Here is a 14,210-nt window from a genome sequence, read left to right on the forward strand (position 1 = left end):
CCATGAGATCAATGAAACGAAGCGGGATGATAGCGGGTGGAGTTCTGGCGCTGGCATTGGCCGGCATCGCGACGGCGCAGACGGGTACGATCACGTTTCGCGGTGCTGTCGCCAATCCGTCGTGCGGCTTCACGCCAACGTCGGCACATGTGCAGGCGCGCTGTGTCGACGCTTCGGGGCGGACGGTCTCGGCGCCGGTTCCGATGCCGCCGGTGCGCGCCAAAGGGCATGCGCATGTCGCGACGGCGAAGATGCGCGTGGAGCCGGTGTTCCGCGGCCTGCCTGGGGGGCGGCGCGGCAGGCCGGATGGCTTCGTGATGGTGGTGACTTACCACTAGGCGTGGCGCGCGGGGCGGTGCGGACGCCCGTTCTCAGGCGCTCGCCTGGCTACGCCTGGATGCCGGCGGCAACAACCTGGAGCGCCTGCTGGCACACCTGGCACACCGGCCCTGGCGCCATTGCGCCGCAAACGCGGGGCGTCGGCCGAGCCGGGCGTCCGCGGCCCGCGGGCTCGAAGTCCTGCGCATGCTGTCGGCGGGATACCGCGATCGGGTGATTGCACAGAAACTGTTCGCCTCCGAACTGACAGTCAAGTCGCATTTGCGTCGCATCCACGCCAAGCCCGGTGCCCAAAGCCGCGCTGAAGCCGCAGCGCTGACGCGTGCGCGCGGGCTGATTGCATGAACCGCGCGAGTGCAGTCTTGACACCTTCGGCCGCACTTCCTTTAATGGTGTTACGCATCAGGTGCATTGCCTGACCACTTTCACCGATTACTTCAAGCCATGATGGAAACCGGGGAAGTCCACGATCCGCAGCGCAAGAAAGAAGAACTGCGCAGCTTCCTGTTCCTGACCGCCGTGATGGTGCCGGTGCTTTCCGTCATCGTCGTGGCAGGCTATGGGTTCATTGTCTGGATGACCCAACTGGTCAGCGGCCCCCCAACGCACTGAACGCGCGGCGCGCCGCTGGCGCGAATTGTGAGATAAGAACAAGCTGCAGCACAGACTGAAACGGCATTGAACCGGAGCTTGCGCATGCCCGCAGCCAGATGTGCGATCCCCATCCAGCCGCTGCCAGCCAGCGACGAGTGGCATATTGCCGGCATCGTCGTGCATGCGCATCCGGCCAGCGTGGCGCAGGTACGCAGCGCCATCGACTCCCTCACCGGCGCAGAGGTCCACGCCGCCAGCGATGCCGGCAAGCTCGTGGTCACCATCGAAGCGCCGACCTCGCGCGCCATTGCCGCGCACCTCTCATATCTCCACCAGCTCCCCGGCGTGCTGTCGGCCGCGCTTGTCTACCAGCACAACGAAGACGCCGAAGCCATGAGCGAGACCATCTACGAGGAGGGCGCAAGATGAACATCTCCCGCCGCGATTTCATCAAGCAGACCGCCGTCGCCGCGACGGCATCAGTGGCTGGCGTCACGCTGCCGGCCGGGGCCGCCAATTTTGTCACGGACAGCGAGGTGACAAAGCTGAAATGGTCCAAGGCGCCGTGCCGCTTCTGCGGCACCGGCTGCGGGGTCACGGTTGCGGTCAAGGACAACAAGGTCGTGGCCACGAACGGCGACCCGCAGGCCGAGGTCAACAAGGGGCTGAACTGCGTCAAGGGCTATTTCCTGTCGAAGATCATGTACGGCCAGGACCGGCTGACCAAGCCGCTGCTGCGCATGAAGAACGGCAAGTACGACAAGAACGGCGAATTCGCGCCGGTCACGTGGGAGCGCGCCTTTGACGAGATGGAGCAGCAGTTCAAGCGCGTGCTGAAAGAGAAAGGCCCGACCGCCGTGGGCATGTTCGGCTCGGGCCAGTGGACCGTGTGGGAAGGCTATGCCGCGTCCAAGCTCTACAAGGCCGGCTTCCGCTCCAACAACATCGATCCCAATGCGCGCCACTGCATGGCCTCCGCGGTGCAGGGGTTCATGCGCACCTTCGGCATGGACGAGCCGATGGGCTGCTACGACGATTTCGAAGCCGCCGATGCCTTCGTGCTGTGGGGCTCGAACATGGCCGAGATGCATCCCATCCTGTGGACCCGCATCACCGACCGGCGCCTGAGCCATCCGAAGACGCGCGTGGCGGTGCTGTCCACCTTTACGCACCGCTCCTTCGACCTGGCCGACATCCCGGTCATCTTCAAGCCGCAGACCGACCTGGCGATGATGAACTACATCGCCCACTACATCATCAAGAACAACAAGGTCAACAAGGACTTCGTCAACAGGCACACGGTCTTCAAGGAAGGCGTGACCAATATCGGCTACGGCCTGCGCCCGGAGCATCCGCTGCAGCAGGCTGCCAAGAACGCGGCCAACCCCGGCGCCTCGCGCCCGATCACGTTCGACGACTTCGCGCGCTTCGTGGCCAAGTACGATGCCGATACCGTCAGCAAGCTGTCGGGCGTGCCCAAGGCCAAGCTCGACCAGCTGGCCGAGCTCTATGCCGATCCCAACGTCAAGGTGATGTCGCTGTGGACCATGGGCTTCAACCAGCATACGCGAGGCAGCTGGGCCAACAACATGGTCTACAACCTGCATTTGCTGACCGGCAAGATCTCTACGCCGGGCAACAGCCCGTTCTCGCTGACCGGGCAGCCGTCGGCGTGCGGCACCGCGCGCGAGGTGGGCACCTTCTCGCACCGGCTGCCGGCCGACATGGTAGTGACCAATCCCAAGCACCGCGAAGAAGCCGAGCGCATCTGGAAGCTGCCCGCGGGCACCATCCCCGACAAGCCTGGCTACCACGCCGTGCTGCAGAACCGCATGCTCAAGGACGGCAAGCTCAATGCGTACTGGGTGCAGGTCAACAACAACATGCAGGCGGCGGCCAACCTGATGGAGGAAGGGCTGCCGGGCTATCGCAATCCGCAGAATTTCGTGGTGGTGTCTGACGCCTACCCCACCGTGACCGCGCTGGCCGCGGACCTGATCCTGCCCAGCGCGATGTGGGTCGAGAAGGAAGGCGCCTATGGCAACGCCGAGCGCCGCACGCAGTTCTGGCACCAGCTGGTCGACGCGCCGGGCGATGCGCGCTCGGACCTGTGGCAACTGATGGAGTTTTCCAAGCGCTTCAAGGTGGAGGACGTCTGGCCCGCCGACCTGATCGCGAAGAAGCCCGAATACCGCGGCAAGACCCTGTTCGACGTGCTCTACCGCAACGGGCAGGTCGACAAGTTCCCGCTCAAGGAAGTCAACGCCGAGTACCACAATGCCGAGGCCAAAGCCTTTGGCTTCTACGTGCAGAAGGGGCTGTTCGAGGAATACGCCACCTTCGGCCGCGGCCATGGCCACGACCTGGCGCCGTTCGATGCCTACCATGAAGCGCGCGGGCTGCGCTGGCCAGTGGTCAACGGCAAGGAAACCCGCTGGCGCTACCGCGAAGGCAGCGACCCCTACGTCAAGGCCGGCACCGGCTACCAGTTCTACGGCAACCCGGACGGCAAGGCGGTCATCTTCGCCCTGCCCTACGAGCCGCCCGCCGAATCGCCCGACAAGGAGTATCCGTACTGGCTGGTCACGGGGCGCGTGCTCGAGCACTGGCATTCGGGCTCGATGACGCGGCGCGTCCCGGAGCTGTACCGCGCCTTCCCCAACGCGGTGGTGTTCATGCACCCCGAGGACGCCAAGGCCATGGGCTTGCGCCGCGGCGTGGAAGTAGAAGTGGTGTCGCGGCGCGGGAGCATGCGCTCCCGCGTGGAAACCCGCGGGCGCGACGCGCCGCCGCGCGGGCTGGTGTTCGTGCCGTGGTTCGACGCCAGCCAGTTGATCAACAAGGTGACGCTGGACGCAACCTGCCCGATCTCGCTGCAGACCGACTTCAAAAAGTGCGCGGTCAAGATCGTCAAGGTCTAGTGCGGCCGATACAACAGGGAGACGCCATGAAACCGAGTCGATCCTGGCTGCCACTGCTGGCCTTGCTCACGCTGCTGCTGGCGGTGCTGGCGACGGCGCCACTTGCGGCGCGCGCGCAGCAGCAACAACAGCAGGGCCTGGTCGATGCCATGCGCGGGCCCACGCCCATCGGCAACGAGGCCAAGGCCCCGGTCCTTTACCCGACCGAGAACAAGGACATCCGCCGCAATCGCAACTACACCATGCAGCCGCCGACGATCCCGCACAAGATCGACGGCTACCAGGTCGACAAGGATTTCAACCGTTGCATGTTCTGCCACGCGCGCACCCGCACCGAAGAAACCCAGGCGATCCCGGTCAGCATCACGCACTACATGGACCGCGACAACAACGTGCTGGCCGAGGTGTCGCCGCGCCGCTATTTCTGCACCCAGTGCCACGTGCCGCAGGCGGAGGCCAAGCCGCTGGTGGGCAACAGCTTCATCGATGTCGAGCAGATGCTCAAGCGCAAGCCCGGCGCGAAGGGGGCAGCCGACACCAAGGGAGCGGCCAAGTAAGGGAGCGACCGGATCAGGGAGCGACCAGATAGCAGCGCCCGGCCAAGATCAACCTCATTGCGGATGCGCGTCATGCTCGACCTGCTCAAGCGCTACTGGCGGACCATCACGCGGCCCAGTGCGTATTTCAGCCTGGGCTTCCTGACACTGGGCGGCTTTGTCGCCGGCGTGGTGTTCTGGGGCGCGTTCAATACCGCGCTGGAACTGACCAACACCGAGCAGTTCTGCACCGGCTGCCACGAGATGCGCGACAACGTCTACCAGGAACTTCAGGGCACCATCCACTTCACCAACCGCAGCGGCGTGCGCGCCAAATGCTCGGACTGCCACGTGCCGCACAACTGGACCGACAAGATGGCGCGCAAGATGCAGGCTTCCAAGGAAGTCTGGGCCAAGGTCTTCGGCACCGTCGACACGCGCGAGAAGTTCCAGGCGTACCGGCTCACGCTGGCACAGCACGAATGGGCGCGCTTCAAGGCCAACGATTCGCTGGAATGCCGCAACTGCCATGACTACCAGTCGATGGACTTCACGCGGCAGAGCCCGCGCGCGCAGGCCATGCACTCGACCTACCTGGCCAACAAGGAAAAGACCTGCATCGACTGCCACAAGGGTATCGCGCACCACCTGCCGGACGTATCCAAGGCCGAGGAGAAATGACGCGTGCCGCCATCCGCCGTCCGGCCAGATTCCGCCCCCGCGCTGAGCGGTGAAGGGCTCGGCCTGTCGCGCGCCGGCCGCCCGGTGCTGCGCGGCATCGACCTGGCCCTGTCGCCGGGCGGCCTGCTGCAGATACTGGGCGCCAATGGCAGCGGCAAGACCAGCCTGCTGCGCGTGCTGTGCGGCCTCGCCGTGCCGGACGAAGGCACGTTGCACTGGCACGGCCGGCCGGTGCGCAGCGGCGATCCTGCCTACCTGCAGGCGCTTGCCTATGTCGGCCATGCCAATGGCATCGACCCGGACCTGAGCCCGACTGAAAACCTGCGTTTCTCCGCACGCATGGCGGGTGCCGACGACGCGGGCGCGGTGGACCGTGCCCTTGCCGCCCAGGCACTGGAGCGCGTCGCGCACACACCAGTGCGCGCGCTGTCGCAGGGCCAGCGCCGGCGCGTGGCGCTGGCGCGGTTGTCGCTCGCGCGGCGCGCGCTGTGGCTGCTCGACGAACCGGTGGCGGCGCTGGATGCCGACGCCTGCGCGCGCTTCGATGCGCAGCTCGACACGCACCTGGCGGCGGGCGGCATGGCAGTGATCGCCACCCACCACTTGCTGAGCGCGGGCGGCACGGTGCTGCGGCTGGAGGCGGTGACATGACCCGCGCCCTCGCCGCCATCGTCACGCACGACGTGTCGCTGGCCTGGCGCCGGCGCGGCAGCCTGCTCGGCAGCGTGGTGTTCTTTGTCATCGCGGCGAGCCTGTTCCCGCTGGCGATCGGTCCCGAGCCGCAGCAGCTGCGCGCGCTGGCGCCCGGGATCCTGTGGGTCACGGCGCTGCTGGCGTCGATGCTGTCGCTGTCGCGGCTGTTCGCGCAGGAACATGCGGACGGCAGCCTCGACCAGCTGCTGCTGTCGCCGCATCCGCTGGCGCTGCTGGTGCTGGCCAAGATCGCCGCGCACTGGCTGACCAGCGGCCTGCCGCTGTTGCTGCTGACGCCTTTGCTGGCGCAGCAGTATGGGCTGCCGTGGAGTGCATCGCTGCTGCTGTCGGCCTCGCTGCTGGTCGGCACGCCGGCGCTGAGCCTGATCGGCGCGGTGGGCGCCGCGCTGACGCTGGGCGTACGCGGCGGCGCGGTGCTGCTGTGCATACTGGTGCTGCCGCTGAGCGTACCGGTGCTGGTGTTCGGCGCCAGCGCCGCGGCGGCCGCCGACGCGGGGCTCGACGTGGTGCCGCAGTTCTCGCTGCTGGGCGCATGCCTGGCGCTGTCGCTGTTCCTGTGCCCGCTGGCCACTGCCGCCGGGCTGCGCATCGCCATGGAGACGCCGGCATGAGCCAGCCACTGCCATCGCTGCACACTGCCGAGGCGCCGCGGGCGCGTAGCGCCTGGATGGCGTACGCGGCGCCGGTACGGTTCTATCCGCTGGCCGGACGACTGGCGCCGTGGTGCTTCGCCGCGGCGGCGCTGTTTGCCGTCGCCGGCCTGTATGTCGGCTTTGCCGTGGCGCCGACCGACGCGCAGCAGGGCGAGGTCTACCGCATCATCTTTATCCACGTGCCGGCGGCATGGATGTCGATGTTCATCTACCTGGTCATGGCCGGCTACTGCGCGCTGGCGCTGGTGCTGCGCACGCGGCTGTCGTCGATGATGGCCTCGGCACTGGCGCCAACCGGCGCGCTGTTCACCGCGCTGGCGCTCTGGACCGGTGCGCTGTGGGGCCAGCCGACATGGGGCACGTGGTGGGTCTGGGATGCTCGGCTGACCTCGGAGCTGATCCTGCTGTTCCTGTACCTTGGCTTTATCGCGCTGGAGTCCGCCATCGACGAGCCTCGCCGCGCCGAGCGCGCCTGCGCAGTGCTGGCGCTGGTGGGCGTGGCCAATATCCCGGTGATCTACTTCTCGGTGCAGTGGTGGAACACGCTGCATCAGGGCGCCTCGGTCAGCCTGACCGCGGCGCCGTCGATGGCGGCCACCATGCTGGCCGGCATGCTGCTGATGACGCTGGCGTGCTGGATGTACACCATCGCCGTTGCGCTGGTGCGCGTGCGCTGCATCCTGCGCGAGCGCGGCGAGGTGCCGGTTACCGGAGAGACGTCATGACCCTGTCGCTGCTCCAGCATGCACTGCCATACGGACCCCATGGCATCTTCATCGCCGGGGCGTTCGGCATGAGTGCGCTGCTGCTGGCGCTGGAGCTGCTGCTGCTGGCGCGCCGCTGCCGCGCCAGCGCGCAACAGGCCAGCAACCGCCGATGACGCCGCGCCAGCGCCGCTTCGGCATGCTCGCCGCGGCCCTGGCCTGCGGCGGCATCGCGCTGGCGCTGGTGCTCAATGCGTTCCGCTCCAACCTGGTGTTCTTCTTCAGCCCGAGCCAGGTCGCCGCACAGGAGGCGCCGGTGGCGCGCAGCTTCCGGCTCGGCGGTTTGGTCGAATCCGGCTCGATCCGGCGCGAAGGCGACGGCATGACCGTACGCTTTGTCGTCACCGACACCGCGCACCAGGTGCCGGTGCGCTACCGCGGCCTGCTGCCGGACCTGTTCCGCGAAGGCAAGGGCGTGGTCGCGCGCGGCAAGCTGGAGGCCGACGGCACCTTCGTTGCCAGCGAGGTGCTGGCCAAGCACGACGAGAACTACATGCCGCCCGAAGCCGCCGATGCGCTGAAGCAGGCCGAGCAGGTGAACCGCCGCATGGCCGGGGCACCGGCGCAGGGAGCGCGCCAGTGATCGCCGAGCTGGGGCACTTCGCGCTGATCGTCGCGCTGCTGGTCGCGCTGGTGCAGGCGGCAGTGCCGCTGGCCGGCGCGGCGCGCGGCAAGCTGGCGTGGATGGCGGTAGCGCGGCCGGCGGCACGCGTGCAATGCGCGCTGGTGGCGTTGTCGTTCGCGGCGCTGGCATGGAGCTTCGTCGCCAACGACTTCAGCGTGCGCTATGTCGCGGCCAATTCCAACAGCGCGCTGCCACTGGCTTACCGCATCGCCGCCGTATGGGGCGGGCATGAAGGCTCGATGCTGCTATGGACGCTGATGCTGGCGCTGTGGTCGCTGGCGGTGGCGCACTGCAGCCGGCAGCTGCCGCTGGCCGCGGTGGCGCGCGTGCTGGGCGTGATGGGGGCGATCAGCGCGGGCTTCCTGCTGTTCCTGCTGTTTGCCTCCAACCCCTTCGTGCGGCTGCTGCCGCCGGCGATGGCGGGCCGCGACCTCAATCCGCTGCTGCAGGATCCCGGCATGGTATTCCACCCGCCGCTGCTCTACATGGGCTATGTCGGCTTCTCGGTGACCTTTGCCTTTGCCGTGGCGGCGCTGCTGGCCGGGCGCGTCGATGCCGCCTGGGCGCGCTGGTCGCGGCCGTGGACGACGGTGGCGTGGGCCTTCCTGACACTGGGCATCATGCTCGGCAGCGCGTGGGCGTATTACGAACTGGGCTGGGGCGGCTGGTGGTTCTGGGATCCGGTCGAGAACGCCTCCTTCATGCCGTGGCTGGCCGGCACCGCGCTGATGCATTCGCTGGCGGTCACGGAGAAACGCGGGGCGTTCCGCGCGTGGACCGTGCTGCTGGCGATCTTCACGTTCTCCCTGAGCCTGCTCGGCACCTTCCTGGTCCGCTCCGGCGTGCTGACCTCGGTCCATGCGTTCGCGGTCGATCCGAAGCGCGGCATCTTCATCCTTGCCCTGCTTGGCATGGTGACCGGCATCGCGCTGGCGCTGTACGCATGGCGCGCGCCGCGCTTGTCGCGGGGTGTCGAGTTTGCCGCGGTCTCGCGCGAATCGCTGCTGCTGGCCAACAACGTGCTGCTGGCGGTGGCGGCGGCAACGGTGCTGCTCGGCACGCTCTACCCGCTGCTGGTCGATGTGCTGGGGCTGGGCAAGATCTCGGTCGGCCCTGCCTACTTCGAGCAGGTGTTCGTGCCGCTGATGGCACCCGCGGTGCTGCTGATGGGCGCGGCGCCGCTGGCGCGTTGGCGCCATGGCAGCCTGCCCGACATGGCGCAGCGGCTGCGCTGGGCCGGCATCGCCAGCGTGGCCATCGGCCTGGGGCTGCTGCTGGCGCTGCGCAACGCCTCCGCGATGACCGGGCTGGGGCTGCTGCTGGCGGCATGGTGCGTGCTGAGCGCGGTGGCGAGCCTGGCGGCACGGCTGCGCCACCAGCGGGGCCACCGGTTCGGCGCGCTGCGCCAGCTCGCGCCTGGCTACTGGGGCATGCTGCTGGCGCACGCCGGCGTCGGCATCTTCATCGCGGGCGTGACGCTGGTCACCGGGCAGGAAAGCCTGCGTGAACTGCCGATGCGCGCGGGCGACACCGTCAGCGTCGGCGGCTACGACTTCCGCTTCGCCGGCGTGAGGCAGGCCGTCGGCCCCAATTATGACGCGCTGCGCGGCACGCTGACCGCGTCGCGCGACGGCAAGCGCGTGGCGGTGCTCTATCCCGAGCGCCGCATCTACCGCAGCCAGGACATGCCGACCACCGAGGCCGCGATCGACAGCGGCCTGACGCGCGACCTGTACGTGGCACTCGGCGAGAATGTCGACGGCAGCGCCTGGGCCGTGCGCATCCACGTCAAGCCCTTTGTCGACTGGATCTGGGCCGGCTGCGTGCTGATGGCGCTGGGCGGCCTGCTGGCGGCGTGCGACAAGCGCTACCGGCTGCGCCGCCGTGTCACGGCCGAGGCCGCGCCGCCGACTGCACCCGCCGCGCCCGCGCTGGCCTCCACGCGCGAGGAGACGCCGGCATGACGCGCTTCCTGCTGCCACTCGCCGCTTTCCTCGCACTGGCCGTTGCGCTGGCCGCGGGGCTGCGCAACGATCCGCGCGAGCTGCCCTCGCCGCTGGTCGGCAAGGCCGCACCGGTCTTCGCGCTGCCGCTGCTGGAGCCGGAAGGCCGCACGCTGGCGTCCGCCGACATGCGCGGCAAGGTGTGGCTGCTGAACGTGTGGGCCTCATGGTGCGCGGCCTGCCGCACCGAACATCCGGTGCTGGTCGACTTCGCCGCGCGCGCGCCGGTGCCACTGTACGGCCTGAACTACAAGGACGAGGCCGGCGCCGCGCGCGAATGGCTGCAGCGGCTCGGCAACCCCTACACGGCATCGCTGGTCGACGCCGACGGGCGCGTGGGCATCGACTACGGCGTCTATGGCGTGCCCGAAACCTTTGTCATCGACCAGCACGGCGTGGTGCGCTACCGCCAGGTAGGCCCGGTCACGCGCGAGGTGCTGGAGCAGAAGCTGGTCCCGCTGATCGAGCGGCTGCAGCGCCACGGAGGCGGCCATGCATAGGCTGCGCTCCGCGCTTGCGCTGTGGCTATGCTGCCTGTCGATGCAGGCGGCCGCCGCGCCGACCGAAGCCGAGCTCGATGCGCGCGTGCATGCGCTGTCCAATGAACTGCGCTGCCTGGTGTGCCAGAACCAGACGCTGGCCGATTCCAATGCCGACCTGGCCGTCGACCTGCGCCGCCAGATCCGCGAGCAGCTGCGCGGCGGCGCCAGCGACCAGGCGGTCAAGGACTACCTGGTGCAGCGCTACGGCGACTTCGTGCTGTACAAGCCGCCGCTGCGGCCGCTGACGTGGCTGTTGTGGTTTGGTCCGCTGCTGTTGGTTGCAGGCGTTGCATGGGCGATCGTGCGCGCCCGCGCGCGCCATCGCGGGACGGACGCTCCGCTTGACGACGGCGCACGGCGCGACCTGGAGAGCCTGCTCAACGACGCCGCCGATCCCGCCGCTCCCCGACAACCATGACGACCTTCTGGCTGCTCGCCGCTGCACTGATCGCCGCCGCCATCGCGGGCCTGCTGTGGCCGCTGCTGCGCCGCCATGCCCCTCCTGACCCCGGCACCCCGGAGCGCATGCTGCTGGTCGACCTGTACCGCGACCAACTGCGCGAACTCGACGCCGACCTGCGCACCGGCACGCTGAGCGCGGCCCGGCATGCCGAAGCCCGCGACGAGCTCGGCCGCCGGCTGCTGGATGAAGCCACAGACACCGCCCCTGGCACGCGCCGCGCCAGCACGGCTCCGCTGCTCGCCGCGGCATTGCTTGCGGCGTTGCCGAGCGCCGCCATCCTGCTCTACCTGCACCTGGGCAACCCCGTCGCGCTCTGGCGCGCCGGCGACATGCCGCAAGCGAGCGGCAGCCCGCACCAGCTCAGCGGCGCACAGGTCGAAGGCATGGTCAACCAGCTGGCGCAGCGGCTGCGCGAAGCCCCTGCCGATCCCGAAGGCTGGGCCATGCTGGCGCGTTCCTACAGTGTGCTGGAGCGGTATGCCGACGCGGCCGCGGCCTACGCCCGCGCGGTCGAGCTGGCGCCCGAAGTGGCATCGCTGCGCTCCGATTACGCCGATGTGCTGGCCAGTCTCAACAATGGCTCACTGCAGGGCCTGCCAATGGCGGAGATCAAGCGGGCGCTGACGCTGGATCCGGATGACCCCAAGGCACTGGCGCTGGCGGCCAGCGCGGCAGTGGAACGCGGCGACACGGCAGCGGCGATCGGCTACTGGGAGCACCTGCACCGGCTACTGCCGCCGGACTCGCAGACCGCGGCACGCATTGCCGCCAACCTCGCCGCGGCGCGCGGAACTTCCGCCGCGCAGGCGGCGAAGCTTACCGGCATGGTCACGCTCAGCGAAAAAGCGGGGCGCACGCCGCAGCCGGGCGACACCCTCTTCGTCTATGCCCTGCCCGCCGACGGCTCGCGCATGCCGCTGGCGGTGCTGCGCCGGCAGGCGCGCGACCTGCCGCTGACCTTCACGCTGGACGACGCGATGGCGATGCGGCCCGACCACAAGCTGTCGGCGCATACGCAGGTGGTGGTGGAAGCGCGTATTTCCGCGAGCGGGAACGCCATGCCGCAGTCAGGCGACCTGGTCGGGCGCAGCGGTCCGATGGCAGTCGGCAGCGAAGGCGTGCGGATCGCGATCGACGCTGCCGTGCCGTAGCGCTCAGGCAGCGAGCGTCGCCCTCAGGTTGGCCAGCATGTCCGCTACCATTTCCTCCAGGCCGTACTGCGCCTTCCAGCCCCAGTCCGCGCGCGCCACCGAATCGTCGATCGAATCGGGCCAGCCTTGCGCGATTGCCTGGCGGTAGTCGGGCTCGTAGCGGATCTCGAAGTCCGGCACATGTTCGCGGATCGCCGCGGCGATCTGCGCGGGCGTGAAGGTTGTGCCGGCGATGTTGTAGCTGCCGCGCTCGCCCAGCCGTTCGGCCGGTGCCTCCATCAGCTCGATGGTGGCGCGCAGCGCGTCGGGCATGTACATCATCGGCAAGGCCTCGTCTTCCTTCAGGAAGCACGTGTAGGGCTCGCCCTTCACGGCCGCATGGAAGATGTCGACCGCATAGTCCGTGGTGCCGCCGCCCGGCGGCGTCTTGTGCGAGATCAGCCCCGGATAGCGCACGCTGCGCACGTCGACGCCATGGTTCGCGTGGTACCAGCGGCACCAGCCCTCGCCCGCCTGCTTGGAGATGCCATAGACGGTGGTCGGCTCCATCACGGTCTTCTGCGGCGTATCCACCGACGGCGTGGTCGGACCGAACGCCGCGATCGAGCTGGGCCAGAACACGCGCTCCAGCCCGGTCTGCCGCGCCAGCTCCAGCACGTTGAGCAGGCTCGTCATATTCAGGTTCCACGCCCACTGCGGCGCCTTTTCGCCGGTTGCGGACAGCGCCGCCGCCAGCAGGTAGACCTGCGTGATGCCATGGCGCTCGACCACGGTGGCGAGTTCGCCGCGGTCGGTGGCGTTGAGCATCTCGTGCGTGATATGCACGTGCCGGCCGGTCGGCACCACGTCGGAGGTGACGACGTTGGTGCGGCCGTAGCGATCGGCCAGCGCCAGTGCCAGTTCCGAGCCGATCTGGCCGTTGGCGCCGACGATCAGGATCTTGGGAGTGCCGCCGGCCATCAGATCAGCCCCAGTTCACGGCCGGCCTGGCCGAACGCATCCAGCGCCGCCTGCAGCGCGGCTTCGTCATGCAGCGCGCTCATCTGCACGCGGATGCGGGCCTGGCCCTTTGGCACCACCGGGTAGAAGAAGCCGACCACGTACACGCCCAGGTCCAAAAGGCGCTGCGCGAGCTGCTGCGCCTTCTCCGCGTCGTAGACCATGATCGGGATGATGGGATGCTCCCCGGCCTTGACGTCGAAGCCCAGCTTGTCCAGCCCCGCGCGGAAGAACTTGGTGTTGCGTTCCAGCCGGTCACGCAGCTCGGTGCTGGTTTCAAGGATATCGAGCACCGCGATCGATGCCCCGACGATCGCTGGCGCCACCGTGTTGGAGAACAGGTACGGCCGCGAGCGCTGGCGCAACAGCGCCACCACCTCCTTGCGCGAGCTGGTGAAGCCGCCGGAAGCGCCGCCCAGCGCCTTGCCCAGCGTGCCGGTGATGATGTCGATCTTGCCGAACACGCCGCACAGCTCATGCGTGCCGCGCCCGCGCGCCCCCAGGAAGCCCGTCGCGTGGCATTCGTCGATGCCCAGCAGCGCGCCGTACTCGTCGCAGATCGCGCGCATCTCGTCGAGCCGCGCGATGGTGCCGTCCATCGAGAACGCGCCGTCGGTAAACACCAGCATGAAGCGCGCGCCGTCCGCGCGTGCTTGCGCGAGCTGCACGCGCAGGTCGTCGAGGTCGTTGTGCTGGTAGCGGTAGCGGCGCGCCTTGCTCAGGCGGATGCCGTCGATGATCGACGCATGGTTGAGTGCATCGCTGATGACCGCGTCCTCGGCGCCCAGCAGCGTCTCGAACAGCCCGCCATTGGCGTCGAACGCGGAGCCGTAGAGGATGGTGTCCTCCGTGCCCAGGAATGCCGACAGCCGCGCTTCCAGTGTCTTGTGCAGATCCTGCGTGCCGCAGATAAAGCGCACGGAACTGAGGCCGAAGCCATGCGTGCGCAGCGCCTCGTGCGCGGCCTCGATCACCTGCGGGTGCGACGACAGCCCAAGGTAGTTGTTGGCGCACAGATTGATCACCTCGCGGCCGTCGGTGGTGCGCACCCGCGCGCCCTGCGGCGTGGTAATCACGCGCTCCTGCTTGAACAGCCCGGCCTCGCGGATCGCGTCGAGTTCGGTGCGGATGGATGCGTAGAATGCCTCGGCATTCGGCATGGCTGGCTCCCTGTGGTGTGCAGTGATGTGCTGGGGATATGCTAGGATTCGATCGATAAATCGAA

The 14,210-nt window shown here is 68.5% G+C and carries 18 protein-coding genes; 16 read left to right on the forward strand and 2 right to left on the reverse strand.

Annotated features, from left to right (window positions below; all coding sequences use genetic code 11):
* The first annotated feature begins 11 nt into the window (after window positions 1-11).
* The 16 genes from K309_RS0101080 to ccmI all read left to right on the forward strand — a co-directional run bounded on the left by K309_RS0101080 (window position 12) and on the right by ccmI (window position 11,986).
* The gene (locus K309_RS0101080) at window positions 12-338 is read left to right on the forward strand and encodes a hypothetical protein (RefSeq protein WP_232232288.1); all 327 of its coding nucleotides are present in this window, start codon (window positions 12-14) and stop codon (window positions 336-338) included.
* Window positions 339-435: 97 nt separating this feature from the next.
* On the forward strand, window positions 436-684 hold the full coding sequence (locus K309_RS43755; protein ID WP_255360095.1) for a response regulator transcription factor: 249 nt from the start codon (window positions 436-438) through the stop codon (window positions 682-684).
* Between the two features lie 102 nt (window positions 685-786).
* Window positions 787-951 carry a periplasmic nitrate reductase, NapE protein gene (napE, locus tag K309_RS0101090; protein ID WP_029044694.1) on the forward strand — a complete coding sequence of 55 codons (165 nt, stop codon included), beginning with the start codon at window positions 787-789 and terminating at the stop codon, window positions 949-951.
* Window positions 952-1,035: 84 nt separating this feature from the next.
* The gene (locus tag K309_RS0101095) at window positions 1,036-1,362 is read left to right on the forward strand and encodes a chaperone NapD (protein WP_029044695.1); all 327 of its coding nucleotides are present in this window, start codon (window positions 1,036-1,038) and stop codon (window positions 1,360-1,362) included.
* Window positions 1,359-3,854: a periplasmic nitrate reductase subunit alpha gene (napA, locus tag K309_RS0101100; protein WP_029044696.1), complete on the forward strand. Its 2,496-nt coding sequence runs from the start codon at window positions 1,359-1,361 to the stop codon at window positions 3,852-3,854. The genes K309_RS0101095 and napA overlap by 4 nt, the downstream gene beginning before the upstream one ends.
* Before the next feature lie 26 nt (window positions 3,855-3,880).
* The gene (locus tag K309_RS0101105) at window positions 3,881-4,411 is read left to right on the forward strand and encodes a nitrate reductase cytochrome c-type subunit (RefSeq protein WP_029044697.1); all 531 of its coding nucleotides are present in this window, start codon (window positions 3,881-3,883) and stop codon (window positions 4,409-4,411) included.
* Window positions 4,412-4,483: 72 nt separating this feature from the next.
* Window positions 4,484-5,071, forward strand: a complete 588-nt coding sequence (locus tag K309_RS0101110) for a cytochrome c3 family protein (RefSeq protein WP_029044698.1) — start codon at window positions 4,484-4,486, stop codon at window positions 5,069-5,071.
* A gap of 3 nt (window positions 5,072-5,074) precedes the next feature.
* The gene (ccmA, locus tag K309_RS0101115) at window positions 5,075-5,722 is read left to right on the forward strand and encodes a cytochrome c biogenesis heme-transporting ATPase CcmA (RefSeq protein ID WP_369796386.1); all 648 of its coding nucleotides are present in this window, start codon (window positions 5,075-5,077) and stop codon (window positions 5,720-5,722) included.
* On the forward strand, window positions 5,719-6,396 hold the full coding sequence (gene ccmB, locus K309_RS0101120; protein ID WP_029044700.1) for a heme exporter protein CcmB: 678 nt from the start codon (window positions 5,719-5,721) through the stop codon (window positions 6,394-6,396). Before ccmA ends, ccmB begins: the two co-directional genes overlap by 4 nt.
* On the forward strand, window positions 6,393-7,163 hold the full coding sequence (locus tag K309_RS0101125) for a heme ABC transporter permease (protein ID WP_029044701.1): 771 nt from the start codon (window positions 6,393-6,395) through the stop codon (window positions 7,161-7,163). Before ccmB ends, K309_RS0101125 begins: the two co-directional genes overlap by 4 nt.
* Window positions 7,160-7,318: a heme exporter protein CcmD gene (gene ccmD / locus K309_RS41495; RefSeq protein WP_156914273.1), complete on the forward strand. Its 159-nt coding sequence runs from the start codon at window positions 7,160-7,162 to the stop codon at window positions 7,316-7,318. The genes K309_RS0101125 and ccmD overlap by 4 nt, the downstream gene beginning before the upstream one ends.
* Window positions 7,315-7,785, forward strand: a complete 471-nt coding sequence (ccmE, locus tag K309_RS0101135; protein ID WP_029044702.1) for a cytochrome c maturation protein CcmE — start codon at window positions 7,315-7,317, stop codon at window positions 7,783-7,785. The genes ccmD and ccmE overlap by 4 nt, the downstream gene beginning before the upstream one ends.
* A complete protein-coding gene (locus K309_RS0101140) occupies window positions 7,782-9,791 on the forward strand; it encodes a heme lyase CcmF/NrfE family subunit (protein WP_029044703.1) in 2,010 nt (669 codons plus the stop codon). Before ccmE ends, K309_RS0101140 begins: the two co-directional genes overlap by 4 nt.
* Window positions 9,788-10,330: a DsbE family thiol:disulfide interchange protein gene (locus tag K309_RS0101145; RefSeq protein WP_029044704.1), complete on the forward strand. Its 543-nt coding sequence runs from the start codon at window positions 9,788-9,790 to the stop codon at window positions 10,328-10,330. The genes K309_RS0101140 and K309_RS0101145 overlap by 4 nt, the downstream gene beginning before the upstream one ends.
* Window positions 10,323-10,790 carry a cytochrome c-type biogenesis protein gene (locus K309_RS0101150; RefSeq protein ID WP_029044705.1) on the forward strand — a complete coding sequence of 156 codons (468 nt, stop codon included), beginning with the start codon at window positions 10,323-10,325 and terminating at the stop codon, window positions 10,788-10,790. Before K309_RS0101145 ends, K309_RS0101150 begins: the two co-directional genes overlap by 8 nt.
* A complete protein-coding gene (ccmI, locus tag K309_RS0101155) occupies window positions 10,787-11,986 on the forward strand; it encodes a c-type cytochrome biogenesis protein CcmI (protein ID WP_029044706.1) in 1,200 nt (399 codons plus the stop codon). The genes K309_RS0101150 and ccmI overlap by 4 nt, the downstream gene beginning before the upstream one ends.
* Before the next feature lie 3 nt (window positions 11,987-11,989).
* Here ccmI and K309_RS0101160 read toward each other — a convergent pair whose 3' ends face one another.
* Window positions 11,990-12,946, reverse strand: coding sequence for an L-threonine 3-dehydrogenase (locus tag K309_RS0101160; RefSeq protein WP_029044707.1), 957 nt, complete (start codon window positions 12,944-12,946; stop codon window positions 11,990-11,992).
* Complete coding sequence (gene kbl, locus K309_RS0101165; protein ID WP_029044708.1) at window positions 12,946-14,145, reverse strand: glycine C-acetyltransferase; 1,200 nt, start codon at window positions 14,143-14,145, stop codon at window positions 12,946-12,948. Before kbl ends, K309_RS0101160 begins: the two co-directional genes overlap by 1 nt.
* Between the last annotated feature and the right edge of the window lie 65 nt (window positions 14,146-14,210).

The organism is Cupriavidus phytohabitans (genome assembly GCF_000426345.1).
In the GTDB taxonomy this organism is placed as follows: Bacteria; Pseudomonadota; Gammaproteobacteria; order Burkholderiales; family Burkholderiaceae; genus Cupriavidus.